The sequence below is a fragment of the Microbacterium commune genome (assembly GCF_014836945.1).
Taxonomy (GTDB): domain Bacteria; phylum Actinomycetota; class Actinomycetes; order Actinomycetales; family Microbacteriaceae; genus Microbacterium; species Microbacterium commune.
Genome location: NZ_JACSPX010000001.1, coordinates 868430 through 890742, shown reverse-complemented (window position 1 = coordinate 890742; position 22313 = coordinate 868430). Strand labels below are relative to the sequence as shown.

Sequence of the window (22313 nt, the reverse complement as noted above, 5' to 3'; positions counted from 1 at the left end):
GCCGCGGCTCGCGTCAGCGACCGCCGGAGAAGCCGCCGCCACCGCCGCCACCCGAGAAGCCACCGCCGGTCGACCCGCCGGATGAGCTCGAGGCGGGCGTGTACGTCGCCGCGGTGGTCATCGAGGTGGAGTAGGTCGACAGGCGCGTCGCGAGGGAGACGCCGACGTAGGTGCTGACCCAGTCGGGGTCTCGTCCGGTGTCGGCGTACGTCGTCTCGAGCACCGTCGACCAGCTGCGCTCCTCGCCGAAGAGCATCGCGTACGGCAGCAGCTTCTCGTACAGATGGATCACGTCGATCGAGCCGTCGGCGCGACGTTCGGCGCCATCGACCGACTGCAGCATGCGCAGCCGATCGGTCTCCGCGACCCGGATGAACTCCCGCACCCCCCGCAGGTACTCGGAGCGCTCCGCGCCCTGCGGGGTGAGCACCGTGTGCCGGCTGAACGCCACGATCGCCGAGACCCCGACACCGACGGCGGTGATGACGAAGGCGATGATCGACAGCGGCAGCAGGTCGCGGTCCTTCGAGGCCGTCCAGATGAGCAGAGCGAGGGTGACGGCCAGCATCCCGAGCGACACCCAGCCGATCGTCGTAGCCGCTCGGCTGCGCTCGGAGGTGACCCAGCCGCGCCGCCTCGCCTCGGCCGCGCCCTTGCCGACCAGCTTCTGCATACGCTTGGCGAACGTGGTGCTCGTGCGCGGGATGCGACGGACCGTGGTCTCTCCGGGGAACAGGGCATCCAGGGTGGCGGCATCGAGAGGATGCCCGGAACGGGTCCTGTCGAGCAGGCGCAGGGCCGGCCGATCGTTGCCGTCGTCTTCCAGGCGCAGCGCACCCTGCACCGCGAGGTGCACCATCTGCGCGGGCGCGGGGTTCGGGGCACCGACGATGAGAGGGGCCGCGACGAGGGGCGGCAGGTCGGCGGGCACATCGAACTGGGCGACGATGATGCCCGTCGCGGTGCGACGGCGACGCCGCATGCGCGCGACCGCGATCCAGGCACCGACGGCGGTGACCAGCGTCACGCCGCCGGCGACGACCGGCGCGAAGTCCGCCACCGGATCGGGTTCCCTGGCGGCGGGCTGGGTGACCGTGCCGCCCGCGAACCCGATGGCCACGGTGACGCCGTCGCCCGCCTCGCGGGCGCCGGAGCGCACCCGGAAGGTGGAGCCGTCGTCCGACTCCTCGATCTCGCAGGCGATCCGCTGGCCCTGCTGCCCGGCATAGCAGGCGGTGTCGCCGGTCGCCGCAGAAGCGAGCTCGGGCGCGAAGCGGATCTCGCCGTCGAAGCGGCCGATGGCCTGGGTGCTGTTCAGGGGCAGGAGGTTCCAGTAGAACTCGTCGTTGCCCGACTCGGTGCCGTGCACCATCACGTCACGCATCGTCGAGCGGATCACGTACGTCGTCGAGCCGTGCACGTAGTCGTCGGTGCCGGTGAGCACGAGCACCATGTCGTCCTCGGTCTCGACCTCGAAGGGCACGTCACGCCCCTCGGCATCCGTCACGGAGACGATGTCGATGTCGAGCCCCGCGCCCAGATACCGCTGCGGGTAGCCGCGGATGATGCCCTTGTTCTGATCGTGCGACGGGAACTCGGCGACCAGCGTCTCGGTCACCTGTGCGATCGATCTGCCCTCTGCGTCGAGGGCGACGTCGTATTCGGCCGACCATGACGAGTACGAGAAGTCGTCGACGTCGGCGGACGCGGGAGCGACGGGGATCAACGCGGCGATCAGCCCGACGGCGAACGCGAGCGCGATGAGCACCCTCCGGACATCGGGCAGGGCGGATTCTCGCGGAGCGCGCATGCCGAGAGGCTATCGCGGCAGCAGACGGCAGCTCCGGGCCGACAGGCGCGCGCCGGTAGACTCGAGGGGACTTTCCAAGGAGCCCCACCCATGACTGACGCGCCCGCGCCGACCCCCGCATCCGCCGAGCTGGAAGACGACGTCTTCGAGCAGAAGGCGGTTCGCCTCGCCAAGCGGGAGCGGCTGATCGAGAAGCGGGCGGATGCCGGCGGTGGCGCGTTCCCCGTCTCGGTGCCGGTGACGCACAGCATCCCGTCGCTGCGGGCCGAGTACGGCGAGCTCGAGCCCGACACGGCCACCGGAGTCACCGCGGGTGTGGCCGGACGCGTGGTGTTCAGCCGCAACACCGGCAAGCTCTGCTTCGCGACGCTGCAGGCCGGCGACGGCTCGCGCATCCAGGCCATGGTGTCGCTGGCGAACGTGGGGGAGGAGTCGCTTGCCGACTGGAAGGCGCTCGTCGACCTCGGTGACCACGTCTTCGTGCGCGGCGAGGTCATCTCCAGCCGCCGCGGTGAGCTGTCGATCATGGCCGATGCCTGGCAGATCGCGTCGAAGGCGATCCTGCCGCTGCCGAACGCGTACTCCGAGCTCAGCGAGGAGGGCCGCGTGCGCAGCCGCTTCCTCGACCTCATCGTGCGCGATCAGGCACGCACCACGGTGCGCGCCCGCGCGGCCGTGAACGCCAGCCTGCGTGCGACGTTCACCTCGCACGACTTCCTCGAGGTCGAGACGCCGATGCTCCAGGTGCAGCACGGCGGAGCCTCGGCGCGACCCTTCATCACCCACTCCAACGCGTTCGACACAGAGCTCTACCTGCGCATCGCGCCCGAGCTGTACCTGAAGCGCGCGGTCGTCGGCGGCATCGAGCGGGTGTACGAGATCAACCGCAACTTCCGCAACGAGGGCGCCGACTCGACCCACAGCCCCGAGTTCGCGATGCTCGAGGCGTACCAGGCGTACAGCGACTACAACGGCATCGCCGACCTCACCCAGGAGCTCATCCAGAACGCGGCGGTCGCCGTCGCCGGATCCACTACGGTCACCTGGGCCGACGGCACGGAGTACGACCTCGGCGGCGAGTGGGATCGCATCTCGATGTACGGCTCGCTGTCTGCCGCCGCGGGGCGCGAGTTCACTCCGCAGGACGATGTGGCCGACCTCATCGCCTTCGCCGAGGCGAACGGCGTCGACATCCCGCCGCACCCCACTCACGGCAAGCTGATCGAAGAGCTCTGGGAGCACTTCGTCAAGGTCGATCTCGTGCGCCCGACCTTCGTGATGGACTTCCCCGTCGACACCTCTCCTCTTGTGCGCGAGCACCGTTCGATCGCGGGCGTCGTCGAGAAGTGGGACCTGTACGTGCGCGGCTTCGAACTCGCCACCGGGTACTCCGAGCTGGTCGACCCGGTCATCCAGCGCGAGCGCTTCGTCGAGCAGGCGAAGCTGGCAGCCGGTGGTGACCTCGAGGCGATGCGCGTCGACGAGGAGTTCCTGCGTGCACTCGAGCACGGCATGCCGCCGTCCGGCGGCATGGGCATGGGCATCGACCGCCTGCTGATGGCCATCACGGGCCTCGGCATCCGCGAGACCATCCTCTTCCCGCTTGTGAAGTGACCGGACCGGGAGCATGACGCCGAACGTCGTCGACCTGCTGATCGCCGTGCTGCTGATCGCATCGGTCGGCACGGGACTCGGCGCGGGACTGTTCGCCGTGCTCGGTTCGGTGTGCGGTCTGGTGCTCGGCGCGCTCGCCGCACCGTGGGTGCTGCCCCTCGTGGCGCGCGCCGTGCCGGAGAGCGGACCGCGAGGGCTTCTGCTGGTGCTCACGGCTGTCGCGCTGCTCGCCGTGGGCGCGAGCATCGGCGCGGCTATCGGCCGCGTCGTTCGCCGCGGTGCCGACCGGCTGAAGCTCCGGCTGGTGGAGCGGATGCTCGGCGGGCTCACCGCCCTGGTCGCCTCGGCCCTGGCGATCACGATGGTCGGCTCTTCCATCGCCGCCGCGGGTGTGCCCGTGCTGTCGGCCACCGTCGCGTCGTCGAGCGTGCTGCGCACCGTCGAGCGGTACATCCCGCAGCCGCTCGCGGATGCCGCCGCCCGCCTCAACGCGTTCGCGTTCGGAGAGACGGTGCTGCCCACCCTCGAGGGGCTGCTGCAGCCCGGGCAGCTGGACGCGGCTCCGGAGGCGACGCCGATCGATCTCGCCACCCCGGAGCTCGAACGCGCTGCGGGCTCCGTCGTGAAGGTCTCGGGCGCAGCGGACGGCTGCGGGGTCGTCTCCACGGGAACCGGGTTCGTGATCGCCGAAGACCGCATCATCACCAACGCGCACGTCCTGGCCGGCGTCCGCGCGCCGATCGTGGAGGTGCCGGGCGAACCGGCCCGCGATGCGACCGTGGTGTACTTCGATCCGATCGACGACATCGCCGTGATCGCCGCCGACGTGCAGGCTGAGCCGCTGGGCCTGGCCGGAGCGCTGGCCCCGGGCGAGGGCGGCGCGGTGATGGGCTACCCGTTCGGCGGTCCGTTCCGGGTCATGGGCGCAGGCGTGGTCTCGTCGTCGAGCGCGCCCGTGCGCGACATCTACGGTGACCGCACGGCGCTGCGCAGCGTCTACGCCCTGCGGGCGCAGGTCGAACCCGGCAACTCGGGCGGACCGCTGCTCACCGCGGGCGGGCAGGTCGCCGGGATGGTGTTCGCCAAGGACGCCGCCACACCCGACGTGGGCTATGCGATGACGAACGACGAGCTGCTGCCGGTCATCGCGCAGCTCGACGAGGCCTCGGCACCCGTGCCGGTCGGGGCGTGCATCCCCCGCTGATCGCGGGACCGTCATGGCCTGCGCAGCGCCCACTCGGGCAGCATGGCCGCCGCGAGGATGCTCGAGATGAGCGAGGCCATGCTGTGGCCGGGCTCGAGGCGCAGCGCTTCATCGACGTAGGTGCCCGCGTGCGATGAGCGACCCATCGCCCATGACAGCCACGCTGCGGCGGTGAGCGCGCCGACCTTGGCGTGCCGCGGCGCACGCGCCGCCGCGGAGCGCACCACCTGCAGCGCGCATCCGAGCCGATCGAGATCCGGCCGCGGGCCGCGGCCCATGAACACCTCGCCGATGGCATCCGGCACCGTCGTGCGGTCGCTCGAGAAGGCGAGCTGAGCGTCGAACGCGCGATACCCGAAGTCGAGGTCGGTCGCCCACTGCACGAGGATCGCGTCCCGCAGCGGCGGGCGGTTCATGCACCACAGCAGAGCGGCGCACGTGAACGGATCGTCGTCGCTCGGGGAGTCGAGGAGGTGCTCGACGAAGAGCGGCAGGTCGTCGAGCACCACCTCGGCGGCCACGATCGCGATGGGGTTCTCCGAACCGGTCGCCGTGCCGTGCGTCATGTGCTCGATCGCGTCGCCGAGGTCGCGCAGGGCGCGGCCGACGCTCTCCCGCTCGACGAGGTCGCTGCGAGGCAGTTCGGCGCCGGCGAGCTGATCACCGCTGACGTCCCCGACGCCCGGCACCGCGGGAGCGGCCGGGATGTCGGCGAGCGGACGCACCTGAGGGACGTCGTCGAGGTAGTCGCCCCAGCCGTGCGGGGTGACGCACAGCGCCTCGACCACTCGCAGCCCGGCGTGGGCGCACACGTCGACGAACGCCTCGGCGAGGAACAGGTGCGGCAGCAGCAGGCCGTCGGGCACATCTGCCGGTCCGTCGTCCGTGTAGACGACGACGGCGACGGCGTCGGTGTCGGGCACCTGCAGCAGTGCGCGCAGGGCGACGTCGGCGAACCGGTCGGGATCGACGTCGCCCGCCGGCAGGTCGATGCGCATCGCGCCCTGGGTGCGCGTGCCGTGGAAGGGCAGCATGACGATGCTCTGCCGCGGGGTAAAGCCGGCCAGCGCCGGCACGAGACCGAGGAACTCGGCGGGATCTGTGGCGTGGATGATCGTGGTCATGAGGGGAGTGTGCTCGACGTCGCCGACTGCCCGCGCGGCGCCCGGTGCGTCGTCCCCGGCGGTGGTGCACAGCCCTCGACCGCGACCACGGGGTGCAGGATGGATGCGCGCGCATGCGATCCCCGTCGGCCGGCTCACAGCCGCGAGCGGTACGATGGGAGTGTGGAGAGCTTCTGGGTTGCTGCGGCGTGGTCACTTCTGCCGACCGTCGTCGTGAGCGCGGTATTCGTGATCGTGCTCCGCGGCATCCTTCGCTTCGACCGCACGGAGCGCAGGGTGCACGCCCAGATCGAGGCCGAAGAGCGCGCTGCTCGCGGCCTGCCGCCCCGCGTCTGAGGCACCCGATACGCTGAGCCGAGGCTATCGGCAGGGGAGGGTCTGTGCTCGACGTGAACAGCTGGCCCTGGTGGGTGGTGCTCGGCTATGTCGTCATCGACCTCAGCGTCCGCGCCTTCGCGATCATCGTCGTGCCGCGCAACCGCCGCCCGACCGCGGCGATGGCGTGGCTGCTGGCGATCTTCTTCATCCCCGTCCTCGGCATCCTGCTCTTCCTCCTGATCGGAAACCCGAAGCTGCCCCGGCTGCGCAGGCGGAAGCAGGAGCAGATCAACCGCTACATCGCCGACACGGCCAGCGCCCTGCACCTCGGCTCGCTGCGCCCAGACCCGCCCGAGTGGTTCCCGCCGCTGGTCACGATGAGCCAGGCGATGGGGGCGCTGCCGCTCTCCGGAGACAACGGCGCGCACCTGATCAGCGACTATCAGACGTCGCTCGACGCGATGGCGGAGGCGATCCGCGGTGCGCAGGAATACGTGCACGTGGAGTTCTACATCCTCCAGGCCGACGCATCCACCGACAACTTCTTCCGCGCCATGGAGGAGGCGTCGGCCCGCGGGGTGCCGGTGCGAGTGCTGCTCGACTACTGGGCGAACCGCTGGAAGCCGAAGTATCGCGAGACCGTCCGCCGGCTCGAGAGCATGGGGGCCGACTGGCACCTCATGCTGCCGGTGCAGCCCCTGCGCGGCCGCATCCAGCGCCCCGACCTGCGCAACCACCGCAAGCTGCTCGTGATCGACGGCGTCGTCGGCTTCCTCGGGTCGCAGAACATCACCGACTCCTCATACAACCTGCCGAAGAACATCCGTCTGGGACTGCACTGGGTCGACCTCATGGTGCGCGTCGACGGGCCGGTCGTGGCGAGCCTCAACGCGGTGTTCCTCAGCGACTGGTATGCCGAGACCGACTCCGTTCCGGAGGGCATCGACATCACCAGGACCGAGACGGGCGCCGGCGATCTGGACTGCCAGATCGTGCCGTCCGGCCCGGGTTTCGAGGTCGAGAACAACCTGCGCCTGTTCCTCGGACTGCTCTACGCCGCGCAGGATCGGATCATGATCGTCAGCCCGTACTTCGTGCCGGACGAGGCGCTGCTCGCGGCGGTCACCTCGGCCGTCGATCGTGGTGTGCAGGTCGAGCTGTTCGTCTCCGAGCAGGGCGATCAGGCGATGGTCTACCACGCGCAGCGCAGCTACTACGAGGCGCTGCTGCGCGCCGGCATCCGGATCTGGCTGTACCCGAAGCCGTACATCCTGCACACCAAGAGCCTCACGATCGACGACCAGGTCGCGGTGATCGGCTCGAGCAACATGGACATGCGCTCGTTCGGCTTGAACATGGAGGTGTCGATGCTCGTGCGAGGCGAGGAGTTCGTCGACGAGATGCGGGTCGTCGAAGACGACTACCGCTCGCTCAGCCGCGAGCTGACGCTGGAGGAGTGGATGCAGCAGCCGCTGCGCTCGACGGTGCTCGACAACCTCGCCCGGCTCACCTCCGCGCTGCAGTGAGCCGAGCGGGGCGCACGCGTGAGCCCGCTTTGGGACGATCGTCGCCGTCGTGACACCATCAAGGCATGAGACTCCTCCGCGCATCCTCCGCCGCCGCGACGCTCGCCGCTGCCGCTCTGCTCGCCACGGCGTGCGCGGGCACCCCCGGCTCGGACGCGCCGACGAGCTCCCACACGCCGAGCGATGACCCGACCGCGCCGGTCGCCGACGGGGTGAGCGAGGTGGAGGTGGCATGGCTCGATGGCGGACGCGCCATCGCCGTGATGACCTGGGGCTCGTCGTCCTGTGCCCCGATGCTGGGTGATGTCGTGGGCGACGCGCAGAGCATCCGGGTGATCCTCGCCGCGAGCGGCGAGAAGGCATGCACCGACGACCTGACGCCGAGGGCCGTGATGGTGCCGGTGCCGGAGGGGGTCGACGTCACCACGGAGGTCGAGGTCGAGGTCGTGTACGGGCAGCGCACCGACATCGCCGACCTGGAGGCCCTCGCCGAGACCCCGCAGGGGCAGACCGATTACCAGCCGACGGCGAGCTGGTACGACGACGACGGCCTCGTGCTGCTCACGTGGGGATCCAGCTCGTGCCCGCCCGTCGTAGACGACGTCCAGGCGACGGATGCCGGCGCGACCGTCACGTTCCAGGACATCGATCGTCCCTGCACGATGGACATGGCTCCCCGTCTGACGCCCCTCTCCGTCGCCTCAGGCGCCACGGATGGGCCGCTCGAGCTGACCCTCGTGGGCGGCGGTCTCGACGGGAAGGTCACCGCGGGCTGATCGCGCGGGGGCTCAGAAGTCGGAGGTGTCGTGTCCCTCGGGCAGGACGATGGTGAGTCCGCCGCGCTGCACGCGGCACACCATCCGCACAGCCAGGCCCAGTTCGTCCCCGTCGAGCTCGATCGAGGTCGGTCCGATCATGGCTGCATCGGCCACCGCTCCGCGCAGGTAGCGGATCGACGCGTCCCTGCCGCGCCGCTCGAGCACCCGCCGACCGGCCCGCGTGCGCCGCAGCACCGAGTTGTCCCACCACACCTTGCGCCAGATGCCGAGCCAGCCCAACGGTCCCGTGGCCTGGATGAGCGCGATGTCCATCGCGCCGTCGTCGAGGGAGGCATCCGGAAGCAGCGCGATACCCGCCGGCAGCGCGCCGCAGTTGGCGAACAGCATGCTGTGCACCTTGGTCGAATGCAGCCGGCCGTCGTCGACCTGGTAGACCACGCGGAACGGCTTCGCTCCCGGAAGCGAGCGGGCGGCGCCGTCGAGATAAGCGACCCACCCGACCGAGCGCTTCAGGTCGGGTCGGGTGTTGGCGATCATGTCGGCGTCGAGCCCCATCCCCGCGAGCACGACGAAGCCGTGTTCCGTGATGGTGCCGTCGGGCCGATTCAGACGAGCCCATCCCATATCGACCGGGTAGGTGAACCCGGTGAATACGGCCTGCATCACCTTGTCGATGTCGAGCAGCGGCAGACCGAGATTGCGGGCGAAGAGATTGCCGGTGCCGCCGGGAAGGACGGCGAACGGGATGCCCGTGCCTGCCATGCTCTCGGCGACGGCGCGGATCGTGCCATCGCCGCCGGCCGCGAGGACGGCCGCCGCGCCGGCCTCGATCGCGGCGCGCGTGACCCCCTGACCCGGGTCCTCGATCGTCGTCTCGTAGAAGCGCGGGGGAGCCCACCCGTGCGCCCGAGAGAGCGCACGCAGTGCGGAGCGCAGCCGATCGGCGTCGACCTTGACGGGGTTGAGCACGAGAGCCGCGTGCGCACGATCGCTCCCGGATGCCGACATGCCGCCACTCTACGACCTGCGCGCGCCGCGCCAGCGCCGCCCGGCCGCGCCCGACGCCGTCGATAGACTTGGGCCATGATCGATCTCGCCCTCCTCCGCGACGAGCCCGAGCTCGTCCGACGCTCACAGATCGCGCGCGGGAACGCGCCCGACACCGTCGACGCGGCGATCGAGGCGGACCGATCGCGCCGTGACGCCCTCAACGCGTTCGAGACTCTGCGCGCCGAGCAGAACGCCTTCGGCAAGACGGTCGCCAAAGCGCCGAAGGACGAGAAGGCGGCGCTGGTCGCTCAGGCGAAGGAGCTCGCCGACCGCGTCAAGGCCGCCCAGCAGGCCGCGAACGAGGCAGCGGATGCCGCAGCCGCAGCGCTCGAGCGCATTGAGAACGTCATCATCGACGGCGTGCCGGCCGGCGGCGAGGAGGACTTCGTCGAGCTGCGCCGCGTCGGCGACGTGCCCACCTACGACTTCGAGCCGCGCGATCACCTCGAGCTGGGCGAGATGCTCGGCGCCATCGACATGGAGCGCGGTGTGAAGGTGTCCGGCTCGCGCTTCTACTTCCTGAAGGGGGTCGGGGCGCGCCTCGAGATCGCGCTGATGAACCTCGCGCTCGACAAGGCGCTCGCGAACGGCTTCACGCCGATGATCGTGCCGACCCTCGTGCGGCCCGAGATCATGCAGGGCACCGGGTTCCTCGGCGAGCACGCCGACGAGGTGTACCACCTCGACAAGGAAGACCTCTTCCTCGTGGGCACCAGCGAGGTTCCCCTCGCCGGCTACCACAAGGACGAGATCCTCGACCTCAGCCAGGGGCCGCACCGCTATGCCGGATGGTCGACGTGCTACCGCAGCGAGGCAGGCTCGTACGGCAAGGACACCCGCGGCATCATCCGCGTGCACCAGTTCAACAAGCTCGAGATGTTCGTCTACACGACTCCCGAAGCAGCCGAGGCGGAGCACGATCGCCTCGTCGCCCTGCAGGAGGAGATGCTGACCGCACTCGGCCTGGCGTACCGGGTGATCGACGTGGCCGCAGGCGACCTCGGCTCGAGCGCTGCGCGCAAGTTCGACATCGAGGCCTGGGTGCCGACGCAGGGCGCGTTCCGTGAGCTCACCTCGACCTCGAACTGCACGACGTACCAGGCGCGCCGCCTCGACATCCGCTACCGGCCGGAGTCCGATGACGCGGCCCCGGCCAAGACGCGCTCCGTGGCGACGCTGAACGGCACCCTGGCCACCACGCGCTGGATCGTCGCGATCCTCGAGACGCACCAGCAGGCCGACGGCTCGGTCACGGTGCCCGAGGTGCTGCGGCCCTACCTCGGCGGCATCGACGTGCTGCGTCCGATCGGCTGGTCGGAGCAGTCGACTCGCGCGCAGGGCACCGAGTGAGGCCCCGCGGCCTGGTCGGGCTCGACGTCGACGGCACCATCCTGCTGCAGGACGAGACGTTCAGTCCCGGGGTCGCCGAGGCCGTCGCCGAGGTGCGCGATGCCGGCTACGAGGTCATGATCGCGACCGGGCGCAGCTGGAGCGGCACCGAGCGCTACGTCGACGAGCTCGGCCTGACCGCCGAGTACGTGGTGTGCTCGAACGGTGCGGTGGTGATGCGTCGCGTGGGCGACGGGTGGGAGCGCTGGCGCGTCGAGGTCTTCGACCCCGCTCCCGTGCTCACTCTGCTGCAGGAGACCCTCCCCGAGGCGCGATACATGGTCGAGCTGGGCTCCGGCGAGCGGCTCTACACCGACATGCTCCACGATTGGACGCTCGACGCCGGTCGTCGTGTCGAGTTCGACGAGCTCATGCAGCAGCCGGTCTCGCGGATCGTGGTCGTCTCGCCGGAGCACGACGAGGCCGACTTCCAGCGCATCGTCGCCGAGGTCGGGCTGAACGAAGTGTCGTACGCGGTCGGGTGGACGGCCTGGCTCGACATCGCACCGAAGGGCGTCGACAAGGGGACCGCCCTCGAGCGGGTGCGTGCGCAGCTCGGAACGCCGCCCGAGGACGTGCTCGTCGCGGGCGACGGACGCAACGATCTGGGCATGTTCGCCTGGGCTCTCGCCGGCGGCGGGCGCGCCGTGGCGATGGGGCAGGCGGTCGACGAAGTGAAGGATGCCGCGGGCGAGCTCACCGGCGTCGTCGAGGACGGCGGTCTGGCATCCGCTCTCCGCACCCTTCTCTAACGCACCGCCTCCAACCGCATCCCCCCAGAAGATCCCCAGGCGGCCGCGCAAGAATGGGTCGTCCTGATCGGCTTCCCCGGAACCGATAGACTCGACCCCTGACCGTCCGGTGCGAACCGGCGTCGGGAGGGTTGTCCGAGCGGCCGATGGACCTGGTCTTGAAAACCAGTGGGCAGCAATGTCCCGTGGGTTCGAATCCCACACCCTCCGCTTCCTGTCGAAAGGCCACCCGAGTGAGCACGTCCGTCAAACGACGCCAGCCCGTGGCACGTCATGGCCAGCTGCGCTCGCCCAGTGCAGTGGGGCAGCTTCTCAAGATCATCGGCGTCGTGCTCGCGGTCGTGCTCGTCAGCGGCGTGGGCGTCGCGGCGTACGTGGTCGGCGGGTTCACGTCGACCGTCAACGCGAACGCGGTCGAGCTGGAGGGCACCAAGGAGCTGCCGCCGGACATCGGCGCGTACCCCGGCGGATTCGACATCCTCCTCGCGGGTGTCGACACCTGCGAGGAGAAGTACGCGCACCTGTTCGGCGAGCGGTGCACCGGCAAGGACGCGGGCGGCACCCTGAACGACGTGAACCTGCTCGTGCACGTGTCGGCCGAGCCGCGTCGCGTCACCGCGGTGAGCTTTCCCCGCGACCTCATGCTGCCCATTCCCGAGTGCGTGGACTCGAACGGCGACACGAAGCCGGCGATGAGCAAGCAGGCTCTCAACGTCGCCTACGAGCACGGCGGTGAGAAGGGCGGCCTCAACTGCGTCGCCAAGACCATCTCCCAGCTCACCGGCGAAGACATCGAGTTCGCCGCGAAGGTCACCTTCGGCGGCGTGATCGAGATCACGGATGCCATCGGCGGCGTCGAGGTGTGTCTCGCGAACCCCATCAAGGACCGATACACCGGACTCGACATGGAGGCCGGTACCCACACGATCCAAGGGGTGCAGGCGCTGCAGTTCCTGCGCACCCGCCACGGCGTGGGAGACGGCTCCGACCTCGGCCGCATCGGCAACCAGCAGCAGTACATGTCGAGCCTCGCGCGCAAGATGATCAGCAGCGAAGTGCTCGGCAACGTGCCGGTCATGCTCAAGCTCGCCGACACCGGACTCAGCAACCTCGAGGCGTCGACGTCGCTGGCCGACCCGATGAAGATCGTGCAGATCGCCCTGGCCGTGAAGAGCGTGCCCTTCGAGGACATCGTCTTCGTGCAGTACCCGACGATGGAGGACCCGTACGACGCGAACAAGGTCGTCCCCGACGAGAGCGCCGCGACCGTGCTGTGGGATGCCATCAAGGCGAACAAGCAGCTGCAGATCACGCACCAGAACACCGAGAACGAGGGCGTCGTCGTGCAGGAGCCCGAGACTCCGGCGCCGACGGCATCCGCGACCGCAGCGCCGACACCCGACGACGTCGTCGCCCTGCCCGACACGATCAAGGGCAACTCCGCCGCCGTGCAGACCTGCTCGAACGGCAACGTGCGCGGCTGATTCGTGACTGCTGGTGAGAACGGGTATGCTTGCAAGGCGCATCCGGTCTTCTTCGTTCGGATGCCTGGAGACGTCGCATAGTCAGGCCTAGTGCACCACCCTGCTAAGGTGGAGTCCTCGCAAGGGGACCGAGGGTTCAAATCCCTCCGTCTCCGCCAATCGAAACCGCGCCCCGCACTCGCTCCTCGGTAGAGTGCACCGCATGACTGCGTTGAAGGTGCTGTTCATCGGCAAGTACGTCTTCATCAGCTCGGCATCCGCCTATCAGAAGCCGGTGGCGCACCTGCCGATCACGGAGTCGACCCCACTTCGCAATCCGCGCTGGCAGTACTCGCGCCACAAGATCGCGTGTGAAGAGCTGCTGACCCGGGCGTATCGCGATCGCGACTTCCCTGTGACGGTGCTGCGTCCCTCGCACACCTACGACAAGTGGACGATCCCGGCGTTCGGCGGGTGGACGGCAATCGATCGGCTCCGCCGGGGCGAGGAGATCGTCGTCCACGGCGACGGTACGTCCCTGTGGACCCTCACCCACTCCACCGACTTCGCCGTCGGGTTCGTCGGGCTCATCGGCAACCCGCTCGCCTACGGGGACACGTTCCAGATCACGAGCGACTTCGTCTACACGTGGAACGAGATCTACTCGATCCTCGCGCGGGCCGCCGGCGGGGAACCACGGCTGCGGCATGCACCGACCACCGAGATCGAGCGGCTCGCTCCGGAGCGGGCGGGGCAGCTGAGCGGCGACATGGCTCACTCCGTCGTCTTCGACAACACCAAGATCCGCCGTCTCGTACCGGATTTCTCGCCTTCCGTGGCCCTCCATCATGCGGCGCGCGAGATCATCGAGTGGCATGACGGGCATCCCGAACTGCAGCGCGTCGATCCTGATCTGGACGCCCTGTTCGCCGAGCTCCTGTCACACAGCCGCGGCGGCGCCGACGGTGCGGCCACGCCCTAAGCTCGATCGCATGCAGCATCGCACTCTGGGTCGCACTGGTCGCGACGTCTCCGCCATCGGTCTCGGCACATGGCAGCTCGGCGCCGACTGGGGCGAGGTGAGTGAAGCGGATGCCCGAGCCGTACTCGACGCGAGCGCCGCAGCCGGCGTCACCTTCTTCGACACCGCCGATGTGTACGGCGACGGGCGCAGCGAGTCGCTGATCGGGGCGTGGCGGCGCGATAACCCAGATGCCCCGCTCACGGTCGCCACCAAGATGGGCCGCCGCGTGGAGCAGGTGCCGGCGAACTACGTGCTCGAAAACTTCCGCGACTGGACCGACCGCAGCCGGCGCAACCTCCGTGTCGACACGCTCGATCTCGTGCAGCTGCACTGCCCGCCGACCGCGGTCTACTCTGACGACGCCGTGTTCGACGCGCTCGACACGCTGGTCGAGGAACAGGCGATCGCCGCCTATGGCGTGAGCGTCGAGACGACCGCCGAGGCGCTCGACGCCATCGCGCGACCTGGCGTCGCCACCGTGCAGATCATCCTCAACGCATTCCGTCTGAAGCCGCTCGACGAGGTCCTTCCCGCAGCCATCGAGGCCGGGGTGGGCATCATCGCCCGCGTGCCGTTGGCGAGCGGGCTTCTCTCGGGACGCTACTCCCACGACACGGAGTTCGCCGCGAACGATCACCGGAGCTTCAACCGGAACGGCGAGGCCTTCGACCAGGGGGAGACGTTCTCGGGCGTCGACTACGACCAGGGCGTGGAAGCCGCGCAGGAGTTCTCCGCGCTTGCCGCGGGAGCAGGCCTCGCTCCGGCAACGGCGGCTCTCGCGTGGGTCTCCCAGCTTCCGGGCGTCTCGTCCGTGATCCCCGGTGCGCGCAGCACCGCGCAGGCGGAATCGAACGCGGCCGCGGGGTCGGTGCCCGAGCTCGGTGCGGATTTCACTGCGGCTGTGCGGGGTCTCTACGATCGCCGGTTCCGGGCGCAAGTCCACCCCCGGTGGTGACCGAGACGTCCTGAGCCCTTGCGACAGGCGCGGGCGTCAGACGTTCGTCGCCTCCGCCACCACGTCGTCGATCGCCCGAAGCGACTCGATCCCTGCTCGGGCGCTGGCCGTGTGGTCGTAGCCGAGCTCGGCCAGATGCACGGCCACGTTGCGAGCCACGAGCGGCAGCGCGTGGTCTCGAAGCAGCTCGGTGACCACATCGGCGAAGCCGGGCAGCGCGCGCGGGATCTCGCCGCTGAGCACCACGATCTCGGGGTCGATCATGTGGCAGACGTTGATCAGGACGCGCCCCAGGATCTTGGCGGCTCGCAGGCTGATCGCCATGACCGCCGGGTCGCCCTCGTGCGCGAGAGCGACGAATTCCTCCCAGTCCGTCACGCGGCCGGTCCCGGTGCTGGAATCGCGCAGCATCGCCGGGATCGACGCGTACTGCATCAGGCATCCGGAGTTGCCGCACGTGCACAGCGGCCCGTTCCAGTCGTAGACGGTGTGCCCGAGCTCGCCGGACCCGCCTCTGGCGCCGGTCTGGATCTGCCCTTTGATCATGTGCCCTGCGGTCACGCCGTAGCTGACGTCGACGTACAGCACGTTGTCATGGCCGCGGCCGGCCCCCCACAGGTACTCCGCAAGCCCCTCGAGGCGGGCGGAGTTCTCGGTGTGCACCGACACCGCGAAGCGCTCCGTGAAGTAGCGCTTGGGATTCACGCCGTACCAGCGGCTCGAGGCGCGCTGCGCGTAGACCTCTCCGGAGCGAGCGTCCATCTGCGTGTCGACGGCGAGATGAAGAGCCCGGAGATCGCCAGGGGTCAGCTCGCGCTCGGCCAGCAGCCGCCCGAGGAGGTCGGCACCCGCAGCGAGGCGGTCGGTGGCGGAGACCTCTGCCAGCTGGCCGAGTGTGAAGCTCTTTAACACTGTTCCGTCGAGCGTCGCGACCGTCGCCGTGCAGGTGTCGACGAGGAACATGACGGAGGCGAGCACGCCCAGCTTCGGTGTGGTGCCGATCAGATTCTTCAGCGCCCCCGGTTCCGGGTCGGTCTCCTCGATGAGCCCGTCGGCGCTCAGCCGGTTGGTGAGGTTCGTCACCGTAGCGCGGGATACCCCCAGGGCTCTCGCAAGATCGGCGCGGTACGCGGGGCCGTCGGCGACGAGGGTGCGCAGCAGTCGCTGCGCGTTGGGGGTCAGTGCGGTCACGCGAGGTCACTCCTTCGGCCTGGGTGGAGCGCCCGCGGCGGTGTGCCACGGCGCTCGCACCTGCGGACCAGTCTAATACTGTTCAGAATCTTGACACTTTCGATTTCGGCGTGCATTCTTTAGGTCGGCTCACAATCTCAACGCCGAGACCCTACACAGCGCTCCACGCGGCAGTGAGCTTCACGGAGCACGATTCCATCGGAGGGATCATGAACTTTCGCAGAATCCTGGCAGGCGCCGCAGCAGCGTCAGCCGTCCTCGCCCTCACCGCGTGCAGCTCAGACGCCGGAGATGCCGACGCCACCGCCACCGACGAAGCCGAAGCAGGCACCGTTCGCATGTGGGTGATGGAGGGCTCGCTCTCCGAGGAGTCCCAGCAGTACCTCGCCGACGAGTTCGCCGAGGAGAACCCCGGCAGCGAGCTGAAGATCGAGGTTCAGCAGTGGGACGGCATCGTCTCCAAGCTGCAGACCTCGTTGGCGTCGAAGAACGAAAGCCCGGATCTCGTCGAGATCGGCAACACGCAGACCACCACCTTCACCACGGTGGGCGCCTTCGCCGACGTCACCGACATGAAGAAGGCCCTCGGCGGCGACGACCTGATCGATTCGTTCGTCGACGCATCCACCGTCGACGGCAAGATCTACGCCTACCCGTTCTACGCCGGCGCCCGTGGCGTGTACTACCGCACCGACCTGTTCGAGAAGGCGGGCATCGAGGTGCCGCAGACCATCGACGACTTCACCGACGCCGTCATCGACCTGCAGGCGAAGAACCCCGACGCGGTCGACGACTTCTCGGGCATGTACCTCGCCGCCGTCGACCCGCACGGGGTGGAGTCGTACCTCTTCGCCCAGGGCTTCGAGTACGCCAAGAAGGACGGCGACACGTGGGTCGGTCAGGCCTCGTCGAAGACGTCGCTCGCCGCGCTCGAGAACCTGCAGAAGCTTTTCCAGAGCGGCACCACCTACGGCCTGGACTCGCAGGCCGGCCAGAAGTCGTTCGAGCGCTACTTCAACGAGAACAAGACCGGCGTGCTGATCGGCACCGGCAACATCGGCACCAAGATCGACCAGGCGCTGTGGGACGAGGACAAGGTGGGCGTGTTCGCCATCCCGTCCGACGAGCCCGGCGTGCCCGGTGCCACCTTCGCGGGCGGCTCGAACATCGGTCTGGCGACCAACTCCCAGAACCCCGCTCTGGCCAAGAAGGCGCTGGAGACGATCTTCGGCGAGGGCTTCCAGGCGCGCCTCGCCGAAGAGGGATGGGTGCCGGGCAACACCGCGTACGGAGACGCCGTCTCGGGCCCCTTCGGTGAGATCGCCGGCGAGATCGTCGCGAACTCCAAGCTGACCCCGAACAGCCCGGAATGGGGTGTCGCCTTCGGCAGCACCCAGCTCAACGAGTTCTTCACGCGGATCGCCAAGGGCGAAGACGTCGCCGCCGTCGCCAAGGCGTTCGACGAGCAGCTCGACACCGCGCTGAACAAGTGACGACCGCTCCGCGAACCGAGGCGCACGCAAGAAGATGACACAGACGACAGACCGGCCCACTCGCGCGTCGAAGCGACGCTCGCTGTGGAGCCAGCCCATGAGCCGCACGGTGCGCACCACGCGCCGCGGACTCGCGCCCTGGATGCTGCTCGCCCCCGCGAGCGTCATGGTCCTGGTCGCTCTCGGATACCCCCTCGTCCGTCAGCTGATCATGTCGTTCCAGCACTTCGGGCTGGAACAGCAGTTCGGCCGACCCGCCGAGTGGGCCGGCCTGTCCAATTACCAGACCATCCTCACCGACCCCTACTTCTGGAGCGTGTTCCTGAAGTCGGTGCTGTTCTGCGCGGTGACCGCCGGTATGACGATGCTGCTGGGCATCGCCTTCGCCGTGCTCATGCTGCGCCTGAACACCCTCGTCCGGGCCATCTTCAACACCACGCTCATCGTCGTGTGGGCCATGCCGGCTCTCGCGTCGCTGACGGTGTGGCAGTGGCTGGTCGACCCGCGCTCGGGCCTGCTGAACTACTTCCTCACGTCGATCGGGCTGGACGGCTTCAAGAACTTCCACTGGCTGGGTGAGAACTTCTGGACGTTCTACCTGATCGCCTCGGCCGTCATCGTCTGGGCATCCCTGCCGCTCGTGGCGATCACGATCTACGCCGCGCTCGCGCAGGTGCCGGGCGACGTGCTGGAGGCGGCGGAGATCGACGGCGCCTCCAGCTTCCAGCAGATCCGGCGCATCATGCTCCCGATGATCGCCCCCGTCATCTCGCTCATCGGGGTGCTGCAGGTGATCTGGGATCTGCGCGTCTTCACGCAGATCTACGTGCTGCAGCAGGCCGGCGGCATCGCCAGCGAGACGAACCTGCTGGGCACCTACGTGTACGAGACCGGCATCGCCAAGGGTGACTACGGCGTGGCATCCGCGCTGGCCATGGTCATCCTCCTGCTCACCCTGATCCTCACCGGCCGCTATCTGCAGATGCTCTACCGCCAGGGAGGCATGGACTGATGACCACCCCGCAGCTCCTCACCACGCAGGATGTCGCCGCCACCGCACACGCCGAGGCCAGGAGGTCTCACCGCGCAGCCAAGCGCAAGGAGTTCTTCTCCCACCCCCTCGCCAACATCGGCGGCGTCCTGCTCGCCCTGCTCTGGCTGATCCCCGTGTACTGGATGGTCAACTCCGCCTTCCAATCCGAATCCGAGCTGATGTCCTGGCCGCCGCACCTTCTGCCGCAGCAGTTCACCTGGGACAACTTCTTCACCGCGTTCACGAACAAGAACTTCTGGCCGGCGCTCGGCGCCTCGCTCACCGCAGGAGTCCTGACCGTCGTCTTCGCATCCGGAGGTGCGCTGCTGGCATCCTTCGCCCTCTCTCGATTCCGCTTCCGCGGCCGCACCATCATGATCATCGCGATTCTCGTGGTGCAGATGATCCCCGCCGAGGCCCTGTTCATCTCCCAGTACCGGATGCTCGACGGCTGGGGACTGCTGAACTCCGTGCTCGGACTGTCGATCCTCTACATCGGCACGATCGTGCCGTTCATCGCCTGGATGATGCGCGGCTTCGTCGACGGTGTGCCCATCGAACTCGAGGAGGCGGCGATGGTCGACGGATGCTCACGCGTCGGTGCCTTCTGCCGGGTCACCCTGCCGCTGCTGGTGCCAGGGATCATCTCCACGTCGGTGTTCGGGTTCCTGTTCGCCTGGAACGAGTACACCCTCGCTCTGATCGTCTTGTCGAAGGACTCCTCGGTCACCCTCCCGATCTGGCTGCAGTCGTTCCAGCAGGGGCTCAAGGCCACCGACTGGGGCGGCGTGATGGCCGGTGCCACCCTGATCGCCGTACCCGTGATCATCATCTTCGTCCTGGTGCAGAACAAGATCTCCAAGGGCATGGTCGCCGGGGCGGTCAAGGGATGAGCCTGCATGATCTGCCCGAGGTCGACGTAGGCCCCGTCACCGGGCGCTCCGCCCGCGCCGAGTGGCGCGGACTGCTGATCGACTCGGCGCGCACCTGCTACCCGGTGGCCGTCATCACGCGCGTCATCGAACTCGCCGCCCGGTACGGCTTCAACCGTCTGCACTGGCACCTCACCGACGATCAGGGCTGGCGTTTCGAGGTGCCCGAGTACCCGATGCTCACGGCCGAGGGGGCTTTCCTGCCGCGCGGCCGATTCGACGACTACGACTCGCTGCTCGGCGACACCCGCGAGCGCGCCGTGGCCGAGCAGGACGAGAGGTGGACGAACGGCTTCTACACCGACGCCGAGATCGCCGAGGTCGTCGCCCACGCCGCGGAGCACGGCGTGATGATCGTGCCCGAGGTCGATCTGCCCGGTCACATGATGGCGGCCGTCGGGGCATACCCGCACCTCGGCCGACCCGCGGCGGCGCCGCTGCCCGAGGGATCCATGCGCGAGCACATGTGGTGGCCCGCGCGCAACGACCTGCTGTGGCCGACCGACGAGGCGCGCGACTTCGTGACGGCGATCATGCGGCGCATCGCCGAGCTCTTCCCCGGCGACTACGTGCACATCGGCGGCGATGAGTGCGCCTTCCCGCAATGGGCATCCGATCCGGGTATCGGCGAGTGGATGCGACGGCGCGGCGTCTCGCGAGTCGAGCAGCTGCAGAGCTGGTTCATGGACGTCGCCGCCGACGTGCTGCGTGAGAACGGCAAGCGCGTCGCGGTGTGGGACGAGGCGTGCGAGATCTGGGACGATCAGGACGCGCTCGTCGTGGCCTGGGACGAGTCGCGCGGGATGCAGCGCATCGCCGCCGCCGGTCAGCGCTTCGTCTTCGCCGACGCCCGCACCCTGTACCTCAACCGCATCGACCCAGACGCCGAGTCGCCGCAGAAGGGCATGGTGCCCGGGATCTCGGTCGCCGACATCCTCACCGCGCCGTGGCCCGAGACGGCCGATCCTCGTTGCATCGGCGTGCAGGCCGGGGTCTGGTCGGAGTTCGTGCTCGACGGCGACGACCTGATGTCGATGCTCTTCCCCCGGCTGCTCGCGGTGGCCGAGCGGCTGTGGAACCCCGACCTCGACCCGGCCGACGCCGCGGCCCGTATCGCGCAGGAGCACGCTGCGCTCCACGCAGCCGGAGCGCTGCAGGTTCTCGAGAAGGAGACGCACCGATGACCACCGCACACAAGCGCCCGAACATCGTCATGATCCTCACCGACGACCACGCCAGCCACGCGATCGGGGCATACGGGTCGGTCGTCAACGAGACGCCCCGGATCGATGAGATCGCCGCGGCTGGGCGACGCATCGATCACTGCTACTGCACGAACTCGCTGTGCACACCCAGCCGGGCGAGCATCCTCACCGGCACCTACAGCCACGTCAACGGCGTGACGACTCTTCTCACGCCGATCGACGCGAGTCAGCCGACCTTCGTCTCGCTGCTGCGGGATGCCGGATACCGCACGGCCATCGTCGGGAAGTGGCACATGGGCGAGGGTGAGGGTCACGACCCCCAGGGCTTCGACTACTGGGCGGTGCTGCGGGACCAGGGCGAGTACTTCGACCCACAGATCCGCACCGAGGACGGCGTGCACATCGAGAAGGGCTACGCGACCGACATCATCACCGATCTGTCGCTGCGCTGGATCGAGTCGCTCGACGGCGACGAGCCGTGGTGTCTGCTCATCCACCACAAAGCGCCGCACCGCTCGTGGGAGCCCGATGAGGCGCACGCCGACATGTACACCGATCCCATCCCGGTGCCATCGACGTTCGATGACGACTACGCCGGGCGCTCGGCCGCGGCGAAGCATGCCACGATGCGCATCGCCGAGCACCTGACCCTGCAGGACCTCAAGGTTGCCCCGCCGGACGACCTCGCCCCGGACGAGCTGGCGCTGTGGAAGTACCAGCGCTACATGGAGGACTACCTGCGGTGCGTGGCGTCCGTCGACGACAACGTCGGCCGGGTGATCGACTTCCTGCGCGACCGAGGCGAATTCGACGACACCCTGATGGCGTACAGCTCCGACCAGGGATTCTTCCTCGGCGATCACGGCTGGTTCGACAAGCGGTTCATGTACGAGGAGTCGATCAGGATGCCGCTGCTGATCTCCTGGCCGAACCGCATCGCCCCCGGCGAGCCGATGGAGCAGATCGTCACGAACGTCGACTTCGCGCAGACCTTCCTCGACGCGGCCGGCGTCGACGCGCATGAGCGCATGCAGGGGCAGAGCTTCCTTCCGCAGCTCACCGAGCAGCCCGACAAGCCCACGCGCGACGCGTTCTACTACCGGTACTACGAGAACGACGACGAGAACCATCACGTGCTCGCGCACTACGGCATCCGGACCGAGCGCTACAAGCTCATCTACTTCTACAGCGACGGGATGGGGCTTCCCGGATCGTCTCCGTTCACCTACGTGCCGGAGTGGGAGCTGTACGACATGCACACCGACCCCGACGAGCTGGTCAACGTGTACCACCACGCCGACTACCACGAGGTCCGCGAGCAGCTGAAGGTGCAGCTCGGGGAGCTGCAGGCCTCGCTCGGTGACGAGCCGCACCCCGCCCAGCCTCTACCACTCACGCCGTCGCCCGGCCAGGGCCTCCCCGTGGCCGCCGCCGGGCAGTCATCATCCTGA

General features: G+C 68.8%; 19 protein-coding genes and 2 tRNA genes. 17 read left to right on the top strand and 4 right to left on the bottom strand.

Annotation, left to right across the window (positions count from 1 at the left end):
* Window positions 1-13: 13 nt before the first annotated feature.
* Window positions 14-1810, bottom strand: coding sequence for a DUF2207 family protein (locus tag H9633_RS04080; protein WP_191712180.1), 1797 nt, complete (start codon window positions 1808-1810; stop codon window positions 14-16).
* Between the two features lie 90 nt (window positions 1811-1900).
* On the opposite strand from H9633_RS04080, the gene lysS reads away from it, so the two are divergent.
* Window positions 1901-3424, top strand: a complete 1524-nt coding sequence (gene lysS, locus H9633_RS04075; RefSeq protein ID WP_191712179.1) for a lysine--tRNA ligase — start codon at window positions 1901-1903, stop codon at window positions 3422-3424.
* A 13-nt stretch (window positions 3425-3437) separates the two neighbouring features.
* Window positions 3438-4628, top strand: coding sequence for a MarP family serine protease (locus H9633_RS04070; protein WP_191712178.1), 1191 nt, complete (start codon window positions 3438-3440; stop codon window positions 4626-4628).
* Window positions 4629-4639: 11 nt separating this feature from the next.
* Here H9633_RS04070 and H9633_RS04065 read toward each other — a convergent pair whose 3' ends face one another.
* Window positions 4640-5752: a DUF4192 family protein gene (locus H9633_RS04065; RefSeq protein WP_191712177.1), complete on the bottom strand. Its 1113-nt coding sequence runs from the start codon at window positions 5750-5752 to the stop codon at window positions 4640-4642.
* A 162-nt stretch (window positions 5753-5914) separates the two neighbouring features.
* On the opposite strand from H9633_RS04065, the gene H9633_RS04060 reads away from it, so the two are divergent.
* The 3 genes from H9633_RS04060 to H9633_RS04050 all read left to right on the top strand — a co-directional run bounded on the left by H9633_RS04060 (window position 5915) and on the right by H9633_RS04050 (window position 8372).
* Entirely contained in the window at window positions 5915-6088 is a 174-nt protein-coding gene (locus H9633_RS04060; protein ID WP_177243884.1) for a hypothetical protein, read from the top strand.
* Between the two features lie 53 nt (window positions 6089-6141).
* Complete coding sequence (cls, locus tag H9633_RS04055) at window positions 6142-7596, top strand: cardiolipin synthase (protein ID WP_371261042.1); 1455 nt, start codon at window positions 6142-6144, stop codon at window positions 7594-7596.
* Window positions 7597-7661: 65 nt separating this feature from the next.
* Window positions 7662-8372 (top strand): hypothetical protein, encoded by a 711-nt coding sequence (locus tag H9633_RS04050; protein WP_191712176.1) that lies wholly within the window; start codon window positions 7662-7664, stop codon window positions 8370-8372.
* Between the two features lie 12 nt (window positions 8373-8384).
* Here the strand turns inward: H9633_RS04050 and H9633_RS04045 are convergent, their stop codons facing one another.
* Complete coding sequence (locus tag H9633_RS04045) at window positions 8385-9383, bottom strand: diacylglycerol/lipid kinase family protein (RefSeq protein ID WP_191712175.1); 999 nt, start codon at window positions 9381-9383, stop codon at window positions 8385-8387.
* A gap of 75 nt (window positions 9384-9458) precedes the next feature.
* Between H9633_RS04045 and serS the strand changes: the two genes are divergently transcribed.
* From serS to H9633_RS04010, 7 genes are all read left to right on the top strand, one after another.
* Entirely contained in the window at window positions 9459-10775 is a 1317-nt protein-coding gene (serS, locus tag H9633_RS04040) for a serine--tRNA ligase (RefSeq protein WP_191712174.1), read from the top strand.
* Window positions 10772-11566, top strand: a complete 795-nt coding sequence (locus tag H9633_RS04035; protein ID WP_191712173.1) for an HAD hydrolase family protein — start codon at window positions 10772-10774, stop codon at window positions 11564-11566. The genes serS and H9633_RS04035 overlap by 4 nt, the downstream gene beginning before the upstream one ends.
* A 125-nt stretch (window positions 11567-11691) precedes the next feature.
* Window positions 11692-11776, top strand: a tRNA-Ser gene (locus H9633_RS04030).
* A gap of 53 nt (window positions 11777-11829) precedes the next feature.
* Entirely contained in the window at window positions 11830-13050 is a 1221-nt protein-coding gene (locus H9633_RS04025) for an LCP family protein (RefSeq protein WP_318247187.1), read from the top strand.
* A 66-nt stretch (window positions 13051-13116) separates the two neighbouring features.
* Window positions 13117-13208: transfer RNA gene (locus tag H9633_RS04020), tRNA-Ser, on the top strand.
* A gap of 44 nt (window positions 13209-13252) precedes the next feature.
* Window positions 13253-14011, top strand: coding sequence for an NAD-dependent epimerase/dehydratase family protein (locus H9633_RS04015; protein ID WP_191712171.1), 759 nt, complete (start codon window positions 13253-13255; stop codon window positions 14009-14011).
* 10 nt (window positions 14012-14021) lie between these two features.
* Window positions 14022-15008 carry an aldo/keto reductase gene (locus H9633_RS04010; RefSeq protein WP_071644860.1) on the top strand — a complete coding sequence of 329 codons (987 nt, stop codon included), beginning with the start codon at window positions 14022-14024 and terminating at the stop codon, window positions 15006-15008.
* A gap of 36 nt (window positions 15009-15044) precedes the next feature.
* Here H9633_RS04010 and H9633_RS04005 read toward each other — a convergent pair whose 3' ends face one another.
* Window positions 15045-16199, bottom strand: a complete 1155-nt coding sequence (locus H9633_RS04005; protein WP_071644859.1) for an ROK family transcriptional regulator — start codon at window positions 16197-16199, stop codon at window positions 15045-15047.
* Between the two features lie 209 nt (window positions 16200-16408).
* On the opposite strand from H9633_RS04005, the gene H9633_RS04000 reads away from it, so the two are divergent.
* The 5 genes from H9633_RS04000 (at window position 16409) to H9633_RS03980 (ending at window position 22313) form a co-directional block, all read left to right on the top strand.
* A complete protein-coding gene (locus H9633_RS04000) occupies window positions 16409-17692 on the top strand; it encodes an extracellular solute-binding protein (RefSeq protein WP_225211045.1) in 1284 nt (427 codons plus the stop codon).
* Between the two features lie 97 nt (window positions 17693-17789).
* Window positions 17790-18704 (top strand): carbohydrate ABC transporter permease, encoded by a 915-nt coding sequence (locus H9633_RS03995; RefSeq protein ID WP_218161824.1) that lies wholly within the window; start codon window positions 17790-17792, stop codon window positions 18702-18704.
* Entirely contained in the window at window positions 18704-19618 is a 915-nt protein-coding gene (locus H9633_RS03990) for a carbohydrate ABC transporter permease (protein WP_071644857.1), read from the top strand. The genes H9633_RS03995 and H9633_RS03990 overlap by 1 nt, the downstream gene beginning before the upstream one ends.
* Window positions 19615-20841 (top strand): family 20 glycosylhydrolase, encoded by a 1227-nt coding sequence (locus H9633_RS03985; RefSeq protein ID WP_083428822.1) that lies wholly within the window; start codon window positions 19615-19617, stop codon window positions 20839-20841. Before H9633_RS03990 ends, H9633_RS03985 begins: the two co-directional genes overlap by 4 nt.
* Window positions 20838-22313 carry a sulfatase family protein gene (locus H9633_RS03980; protein ID WP_071644856.1) on the top strand — a complete coding sequence of 492 codons (1476 nt, stop codon included), beginning with the start codon at window positions 20838-20840 and terminating at the stop codon, window positions 22311-22313. Before H9633_RS03985 ends, H9633_RS03980 begins: the two co-directional genes overlap by 4 nt.